The 17210-nt window shown below is 63.5% G+C and carries 15 protein-coding genes; 6 read left to right on the top strand and 9 right to left on the bottom strand.

What is annotated here, in order from left to right; translation table 11 throughout:
* Positions 1-2: 2 nt before the first annotated feature.
* The 3 genes from AC56QX_RS20365 to hemP are packed head-to-tail and all read right to left on the bottom strand — an operon-like array spanning position 3 to position 2204.
* Positions 3-899, bottom strand: a complete 897-nt coding sequence (locus AC56QX_RS20365) for a heme/hemin ABC transporter substrate-binding protein (RefSeq protein WP_497110220.1) — start codon at positions 897-899, stop codon at positions 3-5.
* Positions 900-910: 11 nt separating this feature from the next.
* Positions 911-1972 carry a hemin-degrading factor gene (locus tag AC56QX_RS20360; protein ID WP_497110219.1) on the bottom strand — a complete coding sequence of 354 codons (1062 nt, stop codon included), beginning with the start codon at positions 1970-1972 and terminating at the stop codon, positions 911-913.
* A gap of 22 nt (positions 1973-1994) precedes the next feature.
* Positions 1995-2204, bottom strand: a complete 210-nt coding sequence (gene hemP / locus AC56QX_RS20355; protein ID WP_027043821.1) for a hemin uptake protein HemP — start codon at positions 2202-2204, stop codon at positions 1995-1997.
* 199 nt (positions 2205-2403) lie between these two features.
* On the opposite strand from hemP, the gene AC56QX_RS20350 reads away from it, so the two are divergent.
* Entirely contained in the window at positions 2404-4617 is a 2214-nt protein-coding gene (locus AC56QX_RS20350; protein ID WP_497110218.1) for a TonB-dependent hemoglobin/transferrin/lactoferrin family receptor, read from the top strand.
* 137 nt (positions 4618-4754) lie between these two features.
* Here the strand turns inward: AC56QX_RS20350 and AC56QX_RS20345 are convergent, their stop codons facing one another.
* Positions 4755-5798, bottom strand: coding sequence for an IS110 family RNA-guided transposase (locus AC56QX_RS20345; protein WP_183465509.1), 1044 nt, complete (start codon positions 5796-5798; stop codon positions 4755-4757).
* A 197-nt stretch (positions 5799-5995) separates the two neighbouring features.
* Here AC56QX_RS20345 and AC56QX_RS20340 point away from each other — a divergent pair, with 197 nt between their 5' ends.
* The 3 genes from AC56QX_RS20340 to hmuQ all read left to right on the top strand — a co-directional run bounded on the left by AC56QX_RS20340 (position 5996) and on the right by hmuQ (position 7961).
* Positions 5996-6439, top strand: coding sequence for a hypothetical protein (locus AC56QX_RS20340; RefSeq protein WP_497110217.1), 444 nt, complete (start codon positions 5996-5998; stop codon positions 6437-6439).
* Between the two features lie 371 nt (positions 6440-6810).
* Positions 6811-7593: an energy transducer TonB family protein gene (locus tag AC56QX_RS20335; protein ID WP_497110216.1), complete on the top strand. Its 783-nt coding sequence runs from the start codon at positions 6811-6813 to the stop codon at positions 7591-7593.
* Positions 7594-7646: 53 nt separating this feature from the next.
* Positions 7647-7961, top strand: coding sequence for a heme-degrading protein HmuQ (gene hmuQ, locus AC56QX_RS20330; RefSeq protein ID WP_019858631.1), 315 nt, complete (start codon positions 7647-7649; stop codon positions 7959-7961).
* Between the two features lie 39 nt (positions 7962-8000).
* Here the strand turns inward: hmuQ and AC56QX_RS20325 are convergent, their stop codons facing one another.
* Complete coding sequence (locus AC56QX_RS20325; RefSeq protein ID WP_497110215.1) at positions 8001-9068, bottom strand: glycosyltransferase; 1068 nt, start codon at positions 9066-9068, stop codon at positions 8001-8003.
* Positions 9069-9149: 81 nt separating this feature from the next.
* Positions 9150-12758, bottom strand: coding sequence for a bifunctional proline dehydrogenase/L-glutamate gamma-semialdehyde dehydrogenase PutA (gene putA, locus AC56QX_RS20320; protein WP_497110214.1), 3609 nt, complete (start codon positions 12756-12758; stop codon positions 9150-9152).
* Positions 12759-12921: 163 nt separating this feature from the next.
* Between putA and AC56QX_RS20315 the strand changes: the two genes are divergently transcribed.
* Complete coding sequence (locus AC56QX_RS20315; RefSeq protein ID WP_477439225.1) at positions 12922-13374, top strand: Lrp/AsnC family transcriptional regulator; 453 nt, start codon at positions 12922-12924, stop codon at positions 13372-13374.
* A gap of 1 nt (position 13375) precedes the next feature.
* Here the strand turns inward: AC56QX_RS20315 and AC56QX_RS20310 are convergent, their stop codons facing one another.
* Both AC56QX_RS20310 and AC56QX_RS20305 read right to left on the bottom strand, forming a co-directional pair.
* Positions 13376-14575 (bottom strand): cytochrome-c peroxidase, encoded by a 1200-nt coding sequence (locus AC56QX_RS20310; RefSeq protein ID WP_497110213.1) that lies wholly within the window; start codon positions 14573-14575, stop codon positions 13376-13378.
* Between the two features lie 7 nt (positions 14576-14582).
* The gene (locus AC56QX_RS20305; RefSeq protein WP_497117824.1) at positions 14583-15032 is read right to left on the bottom strand and encodes a FixH family protein; all 450 of its coding nucleotides are present in this window, start codon (positions 15030-15032) and stop codon (positions 14583-14585) included.
* Positions 15033-15183: 151 nt separating this feature from the next.
* On the opposite strand from AC56QX_RS20305, the gene AC56QX_RS20300 reads away from it, so the two are divergent.
* Positions 15184-16104, top strand: coding sequence for a sugar kinase (locus AC56QX_RS20300; RefSeq protein WP_497110212.1), 921 nt, complete (start codon positions 15184-15186; stop codon positions 16102-16104).
* A gap of 12 nt (positions 16105-16116) precedes the next feature.
* Here the strand turns inward: AC56QX_RS20300 and AC56QX_RS20295 are convergent, their stop codons facing one another.
* A complete protein-coding gene (locus tag AC56QX_RS20295; RefSeq protein WP_497110211.1) occupies positions 16117-17139 on the bottom strand; it encodes an aldose epimerase family protein in 1023 nt (340 codons plus the stop codon).
* Between the last annotated feature and the right edge of the window lie 71 nt (positions 17140-17210).

Genomic DNA, 17210 nt, shown 5'->3' with positions numbered 1-17210 from the left:
GCTCAGTCCGTGACCTGCGCGCCATAGAGCGAGACAGCAAGGTCGTGGATGGCTTCAGCCGTGCGCGGCCCGAAGCCGAGCAGATAGCCGCCATCGATGCGGATCAGCTTGCGCGCGGTTCCGGCCGGCGTCGAGGCAACAGATGAATTGCCGAACAATTCGTCGTCCGACACCGGCGGTCCGGCATTGCTCATCATCAGGATCACGTCAGGCCTGGCGGTGATGATGGCCTCGTCGGACATCTGCTTGTAGCCGGAGAAGCCTTCGACGGCATTGACCCCGCCCGCCATCTTGACCATGCCGTCGGCCGCGGTGTCGCTGCCGGCCGCCAGGATCTTGCCACCCTGTATCGACAGCACGAACAGGATGCGCTTGCGCTCCTTGATCGAGGCGGTCTGCCTTTCGGCTGATGTCAGCTTGGCATCGAGTTCCTTGGCCAATACGTCGGCCTTGGCGTCGACGCCGAGCGCCTTGCCGACGATGCGGACCTTATCGAGGATGCCGTCGTGGCTATAATGCTCAGGCACTTCGATGAACGGAACGCTGCTCTTCTTCAGCACGTCGACGGCTTCCTTGGGACCGCTGCCGTGCAGCGCCAGGATGCCGGTCGGATTGACCGACAATACGCCTTCCGGCGACAGCGCGCGCATATAGCCGACATCGGGCAGATCGAACGCCGCCTTCGGATAGCGGCTGCTGGAGTCGCGCGCCACCAGATGTTTCTCCTCGCCGAGCGCATAGACGATCTCGGTGATCGAACCGCCTATGGCGACGATCTTCGAGGTGTCCGTGAAAATCGAGACGCCTTCGGTGGCGGCAGCCGGCTGCAGCACGGCAAAAACGAGGGAAAGGCCGGCCATTGCGCCACGCATGGTCGGCGATTTCGAAAGAAAAGACATCGTTATGTTCCTCAGGCTGCCGTCGGGTTCGGGATGCGCGGCAGGTTCTCGGCCAGGAAGCGCCAATCGTCGCGCTCGCTTTCGCCTTCGTGGCGCTTGCCGAAGAACTGGATGATCATCTCGCCGTCGGCGGTGTAGACCTCGAGCGAGGTGACATGGCCATCCTTGGTCGGCTTGCGCACCGCCCAGACTTCATGGATGTGGTCGGTGCGCAGGTGCAGATGGAAGGTCTCGTCCAGCACATTGATCCACGGCCCCATCGGCTTGATCGACTTGACCGGTCCGGAATGGATCTGGATGCAGCCGCGGTTTCCGACGAAGCACATGATCGGCATCTCGCCTTCGGCGGCATGGTGGAACATGGCGCGGACCGCGTCATTGTCGAGCAGCCAGGCATAGTCGGTTCCAACCATGCGCACCGCCTGGCGGCGGCTGAGCTTCAGCGTTTTCAGCATGCCGAAGAACTGGTGCACGTCGGTCAGCCGGCTCCAGCGGTCGCGCAGATCGTCAAGGTTGGCGTTCGTCGCCGTGGCCTCGCCCTCATCATCGGAGGCTTGCCCGGAAATAGTGACGGTCGGTTCCTGGTTGGAGGATTCCAGCGACGCGACCAGCTTCTGGTAGGCATAGAGGCTGGAGGCCGGACGCAGATGCACCTTGTGCACCGCCTCGCCTGCCGCGTCGAAGAACTGCAGGCTGCGGCGGATGTCGTCGCCCTCGCGCTTCTCCACGGCAAAGCCATGCGCCCAAACTTTCGGGAAGATACGCAGGTCGATGTTCTCGCCGAGCACCATGGCATTGTGGTTGCCGGTGACGACCTTGTCGTAAACGCCGATCTTTTCGTGCACGGCGCTTTCATTGCGGGTCAGCGCCATCACCTCGCCGACCGCCTCGAGGCCGGTCAGGAGGTCGTTGACGCGCGGCTCGACGCGGACGACGCCGTCGCCGCAATTGGCGGCGACCAACTCGGCTTCCGAGATGCCGAGTTGCGCGGCCAGGTCACGCTCGCGCGCCTTCGAATTTTCCGTCCGTGCCCGCCGGATTTCATGCGGGGCGGGTTTTACGCGCTGGTCCATGTCTCGTCCCTGCTGCCTTGCCTTACTTGTTGAGAATGAGCTTGCCCTGCCGGGTGATCTTCAGCCGGTAGAGAGCGCCATGATGCTCGATGCCGATCTCGTGCTCGCCCTGGAACAGCGTGTTGCTGGACAATGTTCTGACCGCCAGCGGAACCCGGTCGAAACGGGTGACGGGGGCTTCGTCGGAACGGCGGACGCGGTAGCGAAAGTCATTGGGATTGTGGGTGTTCATCTGGGTCGATCCCTTTCCTGTGCCGGGCGTCTGGCTAGGCGTTGCGAAGATCCGATTCATTTCTTGACTTGAATAATCATGTTTATTAGTCAGTGCAATACCGGATTAAATGAGTCAACATTTAACGCGCCGGACACGATCAAAAATGCCAGCGAGCCACGGGCCAGCCAGCACGAAACCTGGAATCTGGAGTTGGGGCATGGGGTTGGTGAACTGGGAATGGCGCGACCGGTCGGCGGCGAACGGTGTGGCGGCTTTGTTGGCAAGCGTGGCGGCGATCGCCCTGTCCGCGCCATCGGCGCATGCCCAACAAGCAACGCAGCCGGCGGGCGAACAGACGGATCAATCAAAGAAGGCTGACCAGGAAAAAGCCGCCCCCGCGGGCGCAACGCTGCTCGACAAGATCCTGGTGCTCAGCCGCACCGGCGAGACAGCGATCGAATCGCTGGCCTCGGCCAGCCATCTCGACCAGGAACAGCTCGACCGCCGCATGGCGACGACGCCCAACGAGATACTCTTCGGCGTGCCCGGCGTCGCAGCACAAGCCGACGCCAGGCGCGTCAGCACCAGCATCAACATTCGCGGCCTGCAGGATTTCGGCCGCATTGCCGTCATCGTCGACGGCGCGCGCCAGGATTTCCAGCGCTCCGACCACGGCACCCAGTCGACCTTCTACATCGATCCCGAGCTCATCAAATCCGTCGACGTGATCCGTGGTCCTGTCGCCAACACCTATGGCTCAGGCGCCATCGGCGGCGTCGTCTTCTTCGACACCAAGGACGCCGCCGACTTCCTCAAGCCGGAGGAAACATGGGGCGCTTCGGTAACCGGACGCTATGAGAGCAACGGCAAGGGCTGGACCACAAGCGCCACCGGCGCCTACCGCGTCAACGAGAATTGGGACGTCTTGGGCAACATCGTCTACCGCAACTATGACGACTACAAGGATGGCGGCGGCGACACCGTCAACGGCACCGGCTTCGACGTTTTGAGCGGCATGCTCAAGACCACCATCCGCCCGACCGACAACAGCGAGCTGAAGCTCGGCTGGGTCGGCTCAAGCGACAGCTGGGACGAAACCAGCGGCGGTGTGCCGGTCAATGATGTCGACCTGAAGTCGAACACCTTCACGGCCCGTTACAACGTCACTGACGAAGACAAGAGCTGGCTCGATCTCCACATCAACACATCGTACAACAAGACCAATCTCGACCTGACCAGCCTTGTTCCGCAAAACCGCTTCGATCCGGTCACAGGTCTTCCGGTGGTGCTGCCAACCGGCTCGACGTCGACTTTCGATGTCGGCACGGCGGCAATCGACATCTGGAACACCTCGCGATTCGAGACCGGTGGCGTTGCGCACGAATTGACCTATGGCGGCGACTGGGTGAATGACGACGTCAAGACTGGCGGCACCGCCGGTGGCGACAGTTTCTACACGCCGTCGGGCAAGCGGAATGTGTCCGGCGCCTATGTCCAGGACAAGCTCACCTGGGACTGGCTCGAGGTGATCGCCGGGCTGCGTTACGACAGCTACAGCCTTAGGGATGACACCCACGATACATCGGGCGACCGGTTGTCGCCGCGCATCACCGTCGGCGTCTCGCCCTTCGACAACGCCAGCCTTGCCGGCTTGCAATTCTATGGCACTTACGCGGAAGGTTACCGTTCGCCTTCCCTTACGGAGACGCTGATCAGCGGCAACCATCCGGCAGGTGTCACCTTCCCATTCCTGCCCAATCCGAACCTGCGGCCTGAGACCGGCAAGACGACCGAATTCGGAATCAACTACAAGCAGAACGATATATTGGAGGCTGGCGACGCACTCCGCATCAAGGCGGCATATTTCAACAACGACGTCGACGACTATATCGAAGGCGTGACATTGTCGCCGTTCGCCCCAGGCAGTGGCTGCCCGTTCGGCCCCGGCATTCCGATCTGCTATCAGTACCAGAATTTCGCCAAGGCCAAGATCCACGGTTTTGAGTTTGAAAGCGTCTACGACGCCGGATGGGGCTATGCCGGGCTTTCGGCATCGATCACGAACGGCCACACCATGTCCTACAAGGGTGTGGAAGCCGATCTCGCCACCATCCCCTCTTCGCAGGTCACCGCCCAACTCGGCCTGCGCTTCCTCGAGGACAAGCTGACCGTCGGCGGCGAGGTGCAGTACAACGGCAAGCCGAAGGGCAATGCGGTGGCCGAGGACTACACGCTGGTCAATGCCTTCGCCAGCTATCAGGCGACCGACAATCTGAAGGTCGATTTCCGCGCCGACATATGTGGAACGGCCCGCGTTGCAAGGGCTTTTTTAGTCGATTTCATCACGCGGGAACGGTGCAGTCATATGTCCGGCCTTTCAGCGCGGCCCATGACCGCTGGCCTCGATGAAGTCCGCGAAGCGGGTGGCTGATCAATCTGACGTGCTCGAAGCACATTGTCGCGCAAGCCTCTCCCGCGTCGGGATTTCGTCCCGTGGAATCATCGTCTGCTCAATGCACCTCGCCTCTTCCTGGCTCTTCTCCGGTAGCTCGTGTCGGTACTCTGCCCTCAGGCGTTTGCCGCACGAACCGCCATCACACCAGGTTTCCGATAGGTCCCGCCCTTCGTTAGCAGGGCCCAGATGATCCTCGCGATCTTGTTGGCAAGCGCGATGGCGACGACCTTGAAGGGCCGACGCGCTAGCAACGCGGTCAACCAGGGCAGTGCCCTGTCGTTGTTTCTGGCATGGCGCAGGACAGAGGTAGCGCCATTTACAAGGAGAGATCGAAGCTCCGTGTTGCCCATCTTCGAGATGCCGCCCAACAGCTCCTTGCCGCCGCTCGAATGCGACCTCGGCGTAAGCCCAAGCCAAGCGGCAAGGTGACGGCCCGACCTAAACCCGTCCGGATCGGGAACCAGCGCCTTGACGGTCGCCGCTGTGATCGCGCCGACGCCCGGGATCGTGGTCAGACGGCGCATGTCTTCGTCATGCTTTGCCTCGGTGACGATCTCGCGCTCAAGTCGTTCGACCTGTTCGCTCAGAGTGTCTAACTGGTCGACAAGGGCCGTCAGGGCGAAGCGCGCCGCCGCAGGCAGGCGAGCATCTGTCGGGTCACGCACGATCGCGGCTAATGCCGCCACCTTCGCCGGGCCGGCAGCCGCGATGATGCCCAATTCGGACATATGAGCGCGCAAGGCGTTGATCACTTGTGTTCTTTGGCGCAGCAGCAGAGCTCGCGTCCTCAGCACCATCGCCGCCGCCTGTTGCTCGGCCGACTTGATCGGCACAAAGCGCATGGTCTTGCGGGTTACCGCCTCGCTGATCGCCTCGGCGTCGGCAGCATCGGTCTTGCCGCGCTTGACAAAGGGCTTGACGTAGGCCGGCGGGATCAACCGGACGTCATGGCCGAGTGCTGCGATCTCACGCGCCCAGTAATGTGCCCCGCCGCAGGCCTCGAGGCCGACGAGACAGGTTGGCTGCTTCTCGAAGAAGCGCAGCACTTCGGCCCGGCGCAACCGCCTGTTGAACAGCGGCGCGCCTTCGGCGTCTGCGCCGTGAACTTGGAAAACCTGCTTGGCCAAATCTAGCCCGATGGTGTTAATCTGCGTCACGGAACGGTCCCTCCTTGGTGGCGTTGAAACAACGGCCACGTTAGCACTTGATGCTGTCGGAGCGGGCCGTTCCACCTCATCAATCTGTTCGATGTCAAATACGCCAACCCGCTGAACGGCACCACGACAGTCGCGGTCTATGAGCCGGGCATCACGCTGAAGCTGGCGGCAACAATGCGATTTGGAGGCTGATGATCATGATGAGCTTGACGACATCTCTTCGTCTGCGGACCTCGACGCTGGCGATGTCGCTTGCGATGGTTCCGGCGTGGGCTGAAGGGTCCGCGCCGTTCCCTGCGCTGACCCTGGAGCTTAATGCCGCGCAACCTTCCGACAAGGGCTGCCGGCTGACCTTCCTGGTCAACAACAATCTCGGCGCCGACCTCTCCAAGGCGGCGTTCGAGATCGCGCTGTTCAACGAGGCCGGCGTCGTCGACCGGCTGACCGTGCTCGATTTCAAGGATTTGCCGGCAGGCAAGACCAAGGCGACGCGCTTTGATCTCGCCGGCACCGACTGCACCAAGATCAGTCGCGTGCTGATCAACAGCGCGACGGAATGCGCCGGCTCCGGCGTTGAACCGGCCGCCTGCATGCGCAAGCTGAAGACGGACACCAAGACCGGCATCGCTTTCGGCGTCTGAGAACGGCATTGGGACTGCATCCCACATTCACAGGAAAGACCGTGGCTTGGTCGCTGGCCGGCCTCGGGCCGACGATACCAGGGGCAAACGATCTTGATTTGACTTTTGCCCGCTGGTCGCTGCAATTTCCGGCCCGCGACATGCAGGAAATCAGTCCCCTCCCCGACGCCGGCAGCGAACTGGCGATAGCGCCGGCCGAACCGCTTGCAGTCGCGCGGCCGACCGCCCGCAACAGCAAATGGCCTGCGGCGATCGTCGTCTCCGGCCTGCTCCATGGCGCAGCGGCGGCATTCTTTCTGATCTCGCCGTCCGGCACGTTCAATTCCCGGGATGCGGTGCAATCGGAAGGCAGCGATCAGACCGGAGACAGGGTGGCCGGCAGCGCGTTGGACAAGGATCCGGCGGCAATCAATGTCACGCTGGAGCCGACACCGCAGCCGACCAAACCGGAGCCAGCGGTCAAACCAGTTCCGCCGGCAAGACCTCCGCAGCCAGCCCAGGAAGCTTTGGAGCAAGCTCCCAAACCAACCCAGGAAGCTGCCAAGCCGCAGCCCAAGCCTTTGCCGGAAACTGTCAAACAGCCAGCGGCAACGCCAGATATACTGGTGGCGGCAACGCCGCGCCCGGATAACCAGAGCGTGGCTGCCAAGGTCGAAACGTCGGCACAGCCGACCGTCCAGGCCGAAAGTACCGAAGCGTCTGTCGCCGTTCCGGAGCAGCCGCCGATCCCGAGTGCCAGGCCAACGCCGGCAGTCGCTCCCGCGGCAGGAAGCAAAGTTGCAGAGAAACGCGGCACAGCGGACGGCAACGAAACCAAGGCGGCAATTGCGAGCGAGGGCCGAAAGCAAGCCGATACCGGGAGCGCGGCGGCGTCCCGCTATAGCGGCGAGATAGCCAGCAAGTTGGCTCGCGCCAATCGCCGCGTATCGAAATCGGCACAAACGACAGCCCGCAACAACGCATTGGTGGCGTTTGTCGTGCTGGCCAATGGAAACATTGTCGACCTGCAGCTTGCCAAAAGCTCAGGCTCGCCCGAACTCGATCAATTCGCTTTGGAGCTGGTGCGAAAACAGGCACCGTTCCCGCCGATTCCTCCCGAGACCGGGCTGATGAACTGGCGTTTCAAAGCGCCAATCGGCCCCTTCTCGCCTTGACAGCTCAAGCAACTACCCAACATCAACGCACGCGAATAACCGAGAGGAACCCCATGTACATCGCCATGAACCGCTTCAAGGTGCAGAACGGCTCGGAGGCCGATTTCGAGGCCGTATGGAAAAACCGCGATTCCAGTCTTGCCGAGATGAAGGGCTTTCGGGAATTCCATCTGCTGCGCGGCCCGGTCAACGAGACCGAGGGCTACACGCTGTTTGCCTCGCACACGGTGTGGGCGAGCCAGGACGATTTCGTCGCCTGGACCAAGTCGGAAAATTTCCGCGCCGCGCACAGGAATGTCGGCACGACCAAGGTCCACTATCTCGGCCACCCGCAGTTCGAAGGGTTTTCGGTCGTCGAAGGCGCCTGACGTGGCTTTGCCGGAGCAAAGCACCTCCGGCACCCCTCGTCATGATCGCGTGGAAGCGCGCCCACCCAGCCGACGCAGCCACTGGGCAATGTGCATGCGCAGCCACTGCCAGGGCCGTCTCCGGATCAGGTGTCGCATCAGCCGCGGATCATCGGCAAGCTCCCTGAACTGACGCACATGCTGCGTCAGGAATGCAGGTATGAAATTGCGCCCGTTGACTTCAGCGAGCCAGGCTGAATTCTCAAGCACATAGTCGACGACATCCGCCGCCAATGTGCTCCTGTAGGCCCGGTAGGCAGGCGTTTGCCGAACATGGCCGCCGGCAAAGCCAGCGCCGGTGGAGGAGACGTTCGACCCGTGCAGGCGATAGAGGCCGAGTCCTTCGGAGAGGATGAGGCTGCCGCCTGCCAGATGCGCGCATGTGGCTGTCAGATAATCCGTCCCCACCTTGGCCTTGAACGGGAAGGACAGGACCGATTCCAGCGCGCCACGCCGGTACATGATCGCCGAGCATGGTGACCATAGCCAGCCGGTAGTCGCAGGCGTGAAATAGGTCACCGGATGCTCCGATGGGTAGGCAATCCCGGACGCCATGCCGGCAAGCCGGCCACCCGGTGCGATGGCGACGCCATTGCCATCTGGCCCGGAGCGCGGTTTGCGCAAGGGAAGGAAAGTGCCGCTCAGCAACGTGCCGCTGCCGTCGACCAGGAACACATCGGAGCTCGAAAGCGCGGCCGAATGTGTCGCGTTGAGGTGGGCGGACAGATGCGCCAGGAGAAAATCCGGCAGCCACGCATCGTCGGCATCGAGAAACACCACGAAAGGCGCGTCGGTCGCGGCAAAGCCGTCGCGGAACCCCGCGATCTGCCCGCCATTTTGTGAGCGCGCCAACAGGCGCAGGCGCGGATCGTCGATGGCCGCCAGAAGCTGGCGGATATGGTCGGCCGAACCGTCGGTCGAGGCGTCGTCGACGATGACGCAGTCCCAATTCCGGTAGGTCTGTGCCAACACCGAGCGGATCGCCTGTTCGACGTAAGGCCGGTAATTGTAGCAGGTGATGATCACCGCCACGCAAGGCAGCTCAAACGGTGGGGACTTGTCATTCATCTGATCGGTCGCCCCGCTCGAATTGCCGCCCGTGTTTATCCCCGGCAACTCGAGACAAAGCAAGCGAGGTGCGAACAGTCCTTATGCCGCAGCCAGCAGGCTGGCATTGCCGCCGGCCGCTGTGGTGTCGACGCAGACGGCCCGCTCATGCGCATAGGCCGCCGGGTTGAGCACCTCGCTGACCAGCGGCACGATCGGGCCAGTCCTGTCGGCGATGACCTTGCGCACGATGCGGGCGGCTTCCGGTGCGCCTGAAAAAGCCACGACATCGACGCGCAGCGAGCGCGCTTCGACCGGATCAGGCCGGCCATCTATAGCAGCCAATGGCAAGCCCTTGCCGGTCAATGCGGAGAGTGCGGCCGGCGCTCCCGGCGCCACAGCCAGTACCGCATTGCCTGCGGCGAGCGCCTGGATCGTCTGCGCAAGCAGCGTGTCGGCGTCGGGGCCGAGGCACAGCGCCCGCCCGCGTGGTGACAACGACAGCGTGTTGGCCTCGCCGGTCGGTCCGGGCAGGTCGACCTGGCCGAAATCGATTGCAGCGGCGGCGCCAATGGCGGCAGCGCCCTTGCCGCGCAGATGTTTCCTCAGGATCGCGATTCGATCCGGCCGCGTCGACCAGCCGCCAAGCGTGGGATCGGGCAGATTGTCGGCCAGTTCGGTCGCCGTCACCTTGTGGCCATCCTGCAAATGGGTGCCTGCCTCCGGCCCCTTGCGGAAACGCCGGAGATAGTGCGGCCCGCCGGCCTTCGGACCGGTGCCGGACAGCCCCTCGCCGCCAAAGGGCTGCGAACCAACGACGGCGCCGATCTGGTTGCGGTTGACGTAAATGTTGCCGGCGTGGATGCCGTCGACGAAATGCTGGACGCGGCCCTCGATGCGGGTGTGCAGGCCGAAGGTCAGGCCATAGCCCTTGCGGTTGATGGCGGCGATGACCGCATCGATCTCATCGGAATCGAAGGTGGCGACATGCAACACCGGCCCGAACACTTCGCGGTCCATCTCCTCGATGCCCTTGACCCGGAAGACATGCGGAGCAACGAAGCGGCCGTCCTTCGGCGCCTCGAGCTTGGCGATCAGCCGACCCTCGAGGCCCTTCTTCGTGCAATAATCGCGGATCGAGACCTGCGCCTCATCATCGATGACTGGACCGACATCGGTCGAAATCTGCCAGGGATCACCGATGTTGAGCGCTTCCATGGCGCCCTTCAGCATCTCCAGCATCTTCTTCTCGACGTCCTTCTGCACGTAGAGCACGCGCAGCGCCGAGCAGCGCTGGCCGGCACTCTGGAAGGCGGAAGCCAGAATATCACGCACCGCCTGTTCGGGCAGCGCGGTGGAATCGACGATCATGGCGTTGAGGCCACCGGTCTCGGCGATCAGCATTGCGTCGGGTGCCGCGGTCTCCGCCAGCTGCTTCTCGATCAGCTTGGCGACCTCGGTCGAGCCGGTGAAGCAGACGCCGGCAATGCGCGGATCGGCGGTCAGCGGGCCGCCGACCGAAGGGCCGTCGCCGGGCAGCAGCTGGATGACGTCTTCCGGCACCCCGGCCTCGCGCAGCAACTCGACGGCGCGGAAGGCGATCAGCGGCGTCTGCTCGGCCGGCTTGGCGATGACCGAATTGCCGGTGACCAGTGCCGCCGCGATCTGGCCGGTGAAGATAGCGAGCGGGAAATTCCACGGCGAGATGCAGACAATGGCGCCGCGCGCCTGCGTGCCGGCTTCGTTGTTGGCCGCTTCGGCAGCGTAGTAGCGCAAGAAGTCTACGGCCTCACGCACCTCGGCGACACCGTCGGCCAGCGATTTGCCGGCCTCGCGGGTGGCGAGTGCGAAGAACTCGACGGCGTTGGTCTCATAGAGATCGGCGGCGCGGTCGAGGATGGCGGCTCGCTCGGCAACCGGACGTTTTGCCCAGGCGGGCTGCGCCTCCACGGCGAAGCGTACAGCGGTCGCCACCTGCTTGGCGGCGGCCTCGCTGACCGTGCCGACCACTTCGTCAGGCTTGGCCGGATTGACGACCGGGCGCTGCTTGCCATAGCCGGCGGCGCGCGTGATTGGCTTGGCATGCCAGCGATCCGGTCCGGCGAAGGCCGCTCTGGCCTTGTCGATCGCCGCCAGCGTCACCGTGTCGGTGATGTCGAATCCCCTGGAGTTGCGGCGGCCGGAGCCAAAGATCTGGGACGGCCGGGCAATCGCCGGATTGGCGGCAGGCCCCTGGTCCTCGACCGTTTCGAGCGGATCGCGCGCGATGTCCTCCGGCTCGACATCCTCGTCGGTCAGCTGGTGCACGAAAGAGGAATTGGCGCCGTTCTCCAGCAGCCGGCGGACCAGATAGGCCAGCAGATCGGAATGCGCGCCGACCGGCGCATAGATGCGGCAACGCGTGCCTTCGGCCTGGCGCACGGTCTCGTGCAGTGCCTCGCCCATGCCATGCAGGCGCTGGAACTCGAAGGAGTCGCGACTTTCCGCCATCGACAGGATGGCGGCGACGGTGTGGGCGTTGTGGGTGGCGAATTGCGGATAGATGCGGTCGGTCATGCCAAGCAGTTTCTTCGCGCAAGCCATGTAGGAGACGTCGGTGTTGGCCTTGCGGGTGAAGACGGGATAGCCGGATAGTCCGAGCGTCTGCGCCCGCTTGATCTCGGTGTCCCAATAGGCGCCCTTGACCAGCCGCACCATGATGGTGCGGTCGTATTTCTTGGCCAGCGCGTAGAGCCAGTCGATGGCAAACGCCGCACGCGGCCCATAGGCCTGGACGACGACGCCAAAGCCGTTCCAGCCGGCGAGTTCCGGCTCTGCCAGCACGCGCTCGATGACGTCGAGCGACAGATCGAGGCGATCGGCCTCCTCGGCGTCGATGTTGAGGCCCATGCGCGAATGGCGCGCGGCCAGCGCCAGCGACAACAGCCGCTCGGCCATCACAGGCAGCATCTCTTCCCTCTGCGCCACTTCGTAGCGCGGATGCAGCGCCGAGAGCTTGACCGAGATGCCGTGGTTCTGCCTGATGTCTGGACCGTTGGAGCCGGAATCGAGCGAGGAAATCGCATCGGCATAGGCCTTGAGATAGCGCAGCGCATCGGCCTCGGTGCGGGCCGCCTCACCCAGCATGTCGAAGGAATAGAGATAGCCCTTCTGAATCATCGGCCGGCCGCGCTTGACGGCTTCGGCGATGGTGCGGCCAAGCACGAACTGTTCGCCCATCTCGCGCATAGCGGCGGCCACCGCCTTGCGGATGACCGGCTCGCCCAGCCTGCGCACCATCGAGCGCAGCGTGCCTTCGATGCCGCCCTCGCCCTCATCCAGCACGCGACCGGTCAGCATCAGCGCCCAGGTCGAGGCGTTGACGAAGATCGAGCTGGAACCGCCGGAATGCGCGGACCAGTCATGCGGCGCGATCTTGTCGGCGATCAAATCGTCCATCGTCTCGGTGTCCGGCACGCGCAGCAGCGCCTCGGCCAGGCACATCAGCGCCACGCCTTCCTTGGTCGACAGGCCGTAGGCGGAGAGGAAGACTTCCATCAGTCGGGGATCGGACGAGCCGCGCACCGCCCGCACCAGATCGGCGGCTCGCGCCGAGATCGCATCGCGATCCCCGGCCGAAAGCCCTGTCGCCTCGGCCAGCCGCTTCACGGCCTCGTCTTCGTCAGGCAAATAGTTGGCGCGGATCTGCTGGCGGATGGTGTCGAGCGGCATGGCGGGTCCTGTGGAGCGAGCATCAGCGAGCGGGCCGGCGGTCACCGGACCGAATGGCGCAAGCTAGCACAGGCGCAGATTTCAGTCGGTCCAAAGAAATCGACATCACAGGCCATTTGATCCATCATGACGACAGAAGATCAACAAATAGACTGCCTTTTTGATGACCGAAGACCAATTGGACCGCATCGACAGGAACATCCTGTCTGCGCTGGCAAGCAATGGCCGGCTTTCCATGTCGGAACTGGCAGCAAAGGTCGGCCTGTCGAAGACGCCGGTGCAGGCGCGGGTTAAGCGGTTGGAGAAAGACGGCTATATCAGGGGCTACCAGGCGATCATCGACCGCGAGCGCATGGGCGAAGGCCATGTCGCCTTCGTCCAGGTAAAACTGTCCGACACCCGTTCCGCAGCACTCGACGCCTTCAACCGGTCCGTCCAGAGCGTGCCGGAGATCGAGCAGTGCCACATGATGGCGTCGAGCTTCGACTATCTGCTGAAGGTCCGCACCAAGGACATCGCCGCCTACCGCCGCGTTCTGGGCGAGCGTATCTCGGCGCTTCCGCATGTCGCCCAGACCTCGACCTTCGTGGCGATGGAGACAGTGAAGGATCGATAGGTCATTCCGCCAAAGTCTTCAAAAACGCCACCAGCGCCGCGCGCTCACGATCCGACAGCTCCAGCGGATGAATTTCGGATACCCCCTCCACACTGGGTGCCGCCTTGGCGTAGTGCGCCACCACCTCGTCGAGCGACGAAAACTGCCCTGCATGCATGTAGGGTGGCCGCGTGGCTGCGCCGCGCAACGATGGCGTCTTGTAAGCGCGGATCAGTTGCGGCGCACCCTTGACCATAAAACGCAGTTCGCCGCAGGCGCTCGCATCGCCGTCGCGATAGACGCCGAAACAGTTGAACGGGTCGGCCTCGACCTGTGCCACCGCATCGATGCGCCCGCGATCCAGCGGCAGATCCGCGACGGGCGGCACGCCGGTGTTGTGAAAACTGTTGTCGGTGAAGCGCGGGCCGTTGTGGCAGGTCACGCAATTGGCCTTGCCTATGAACAGTTTCAGCCCGAGGATTTCTTCCCGCGTAAAAACCGCATCGCCCTTCGGTTCGGCGCCGGTGGCGAGGTCCAGCGCAAAGCGGTCGAAGCGCGTCTGCGCCGGCTCGATCGAGCGTTCAAAGGCCGCGATCGCCTTGCCGATATTGGCATAGACGCCGTTGATGTCATCGCGCTGCGCATCGCTCATCGCATTCCAGGCAGTCTTTTCGGCATCTGTTCCGAGCGGGCTGGCATTCAGCGGAATGCCGGAAAAATCGGGCAGCGGCCCAAAAATGCGCTCGTAGCGCTCGCCAAAGCGCGCCTTGATGTAGTGTGCGTAGGCGGTGCGGTTTCCCGCCTGTTCCAGCGGGTTTTCCAGCGGCGTCAGCGCTTGCGCCCACAGGCTGTCGCGACGGCCGTCCCAGAAGAACCAGGGGTCACGCGCCACGCCCGCCAATGCCATTGTGCGGCGGTTGGTATGGCCAACGCCCACCGCTTGTGGCAGGTCGTCCTGGAACTGGCGGTCGATCTTGTGGCAGGTCGAGCATGAGACCGTGCCGTCGCGGCTCATCCCGAGATCGAAGAACAGCGTCGAGCCGAGCGCCGCAGCGGCCGGCACATCGGCAAAGCGGTTTGTGGTGTCGGGCTTCAACGACGGCAGCGTGTTCAACGCCAGCGAGGCGATGGTCTTCTTCTCGGCGTCGGAGAAATCCGGCTTGCCGCAGCCGCCAAGAACAACGGCCACCGTTAGCGCCAGAAAACAGAAAAGCCGCTTCATCGATCGCTCACAGCACCACGTTGAACAGCACCGTGTCGGAGCCGGCGCCGGACGAGATGGCGAAACGAAGTTGCCACCAGCCGCTCATCGTGAACTTGACCCCTTCGATCCGGTAGCGTCCGTCGCCCAGGTAATCGGTGACCTGCGGGCTGGTCGGCAGGCCGTGATTGTGTTGCGGCATGCCGCCGGAGATGGCGATCGCGGCTCGCTCCACCGAAGCTCCTGTCTTTGTTTTGAGCGTCAGCAGCCAGGATTCCAGTTCGCCCTGCCGTACCACGCCCCGTTCCGGTACGAAGCTCGCCATGTACAGCCCGTTGTCGGTTTTCTTCGTCCGCGAGACATCCGGGCCGGCAAGCTGCGCCGATTGCGGCGCGGACAGATAGACGACCGCGAGGACGCCGACCAGCAGAGCAGCCAGACCAAGACCCGCCAGGAGATAACGCCATATCGATGCCAAACCGGTTCCTCTGCTGCGGATAACGTTCTGCCGGGCGGATCGCGTCCCGCCAGCCTGTGGGAAAACGCTGTGGCGCAAAAATGCCTGCTTGCCAAGCATGGCGCTGCCGCCGGCAAAAAGCTACAGCACCGAAATCACTGGAGGATTGCAGATGGCGGGAAACGGCGTCGCCTCGATCGGCGAATGCATGCTTGAACTGTCGGGCCAGACCGGCCCGAACTGGCACATGGGTTTCGCCGGCGACACGTTCAACACGCTGTGGGCGCTGCATGCGCTGAGCGGCGACCGCCCTGCAACCTATGTCTCGGCCTTCGGCGACGATCCCTTCTCGCAGGGCCAGATCGGCTTCTTCGCCGAAAACGGCATCGGCATCGGTTCCAGTCCGGTGATACCGGGCGCGCGGCCCGGCCTCTATGCGATCACGCTGACAGGGGCCGAGCGCTCCTTCACTTACTGGCGCGGCGACGCCGCCGCGCGGCAGCTCGCCTCGGATCCCACAGCACTGTCGAAAAACCTGGAAAATCAATCGCTTGTGTACTTTTCCGGAATCACTTTGGCAATTCTGGACGATGCCGCGCGCAAAACACTGCTGGCCGCCGTGGCCAAGGCGCGGGCGGCGGGCTCGCTGATCGCCTTTGATCCCAACTATCGGCCACGGCTCTGGCGCAACCGCGAGAACGCGCAAGCGGCTATCGTCGAGGCGCTTGCCGTTACCGACATCGCACTGCCGACCTTCCCCGACGAGCAGATGCTGTTTGAGGATGCAACGCCGCGGGCGACCGCCGAGCGGCTCCGGCAATGGGTCGGCGAGGTCGTCGTCAAGAACGGCGAGCAGCCGGCGCTGATTGCCGAAAGCGGGATACTGCACGACGTGCCGGCGATCCATGTCGCGGCCCCTGTAGACACCACCGGCGCCGGCGATTCCTTCAATGGCGGCTATATCGCGGCGCGTCTTGCCGGCCATGGCCCGCAGGAGGCGGCAAACCGAGCCCATCGCGTCGCCGCCGCCGTGGTCCAGGTCCGCGGCGCGCTGGCGCCGTTCGAAACGCTACGGGCGGCGTTCGACGGCTGAGATCTGTTGATCTTAAGGCAGACGGAATCGATATTCCGTCACGTGGTGATAAATAGCGCCAGGCCACAGCGTGGCCTGCGGGAAGTATGGCCGGTTCGGTGCATCCGGCCATATTTGCGGCTCCAGGCAGAAGCCGGAAAAAGCCTTGTAGTCCCGCCCTTCCAGCCCTTTGCGCGGCGTCACATACTGGCCGGTATAGAGCTGGACGCCAGGCTCGGTGGTCCAGACCTCCATCTCGACGCCGGAGCTTGCCCCTTGCGCCCATGCCGCTTGCCGCAACGGCCCGCGCGCCGACGCAAGGCAGAAATTCTGGTCGTAGGGCAGTTGCTCGCCCTCGGTCTCCATGCGCAGCGGCCGCGCCTGGCGAAAGTCAAAAGGCGTGCCGTCAACCGGCTTGACCACGCCGGTCGGGATCATATCGCCGTCGACAGGCAGATAGGCGCCCGCATTCAGCATCATCCTGTGGTCGAGAATGTCGCCGGCGCCGCCATCGTCGAGGTTGAAATAGGAATGCTGGCTGAGATTGCACAGCGTCGGCTCCTCGCAGGTCGCCGTCAGCTCGACGCTGAGCGTGCCGGGGATCTTCAGCCGGTAGGTGCAGGTGACGTCGAGCGCGCCGGGAAAACCCATCGTGCCGTCGGGGTCGTGCAGCGTCAGCGTGACGAAGTCCCTGCCATGCAAAGAAACTGTCCACGGCCGATGCGAATAGCCTTGCGAGCCGCCATGCAGCGTGTGCTTGCCGAGGAAGTTCTGTTCGGTCTGGTAGCGATTGCCGGCGATGGTAAAACGGCCATCATGGATGCGATTGGCGTAGCGACCGACGACCGCGCCAAAGAACGTGTTATTGGTCTCATAGGCTTCCAGATTGTCGTAGCCGAGCACCAGCGGCGCATCGTGCCCGGTCAGGCGCAAATCCTGGATGACAGCACCGAGCCCGATGATGTTGGCAGTAATACCGCCGCCCTTGATCGTGAAGCGGCGCACCGCCTCACCCGCCTGCGTCGTGCCGAAAACCTCGCCGTCCTTCATCGCCATGCCCGCAAACGCCAGTTAATCCAAGGACTTCGGCAGGTTCTTGCCAACCCAAGGCAGGCAGGTCATGGACC

It is taken from the genome of Mesorhizobium sp. RCAM 06353 (assembly GCF_059683585.1).
This window is presented reverse-complemented; position numbering and strand designations above follow the sequence as displayed.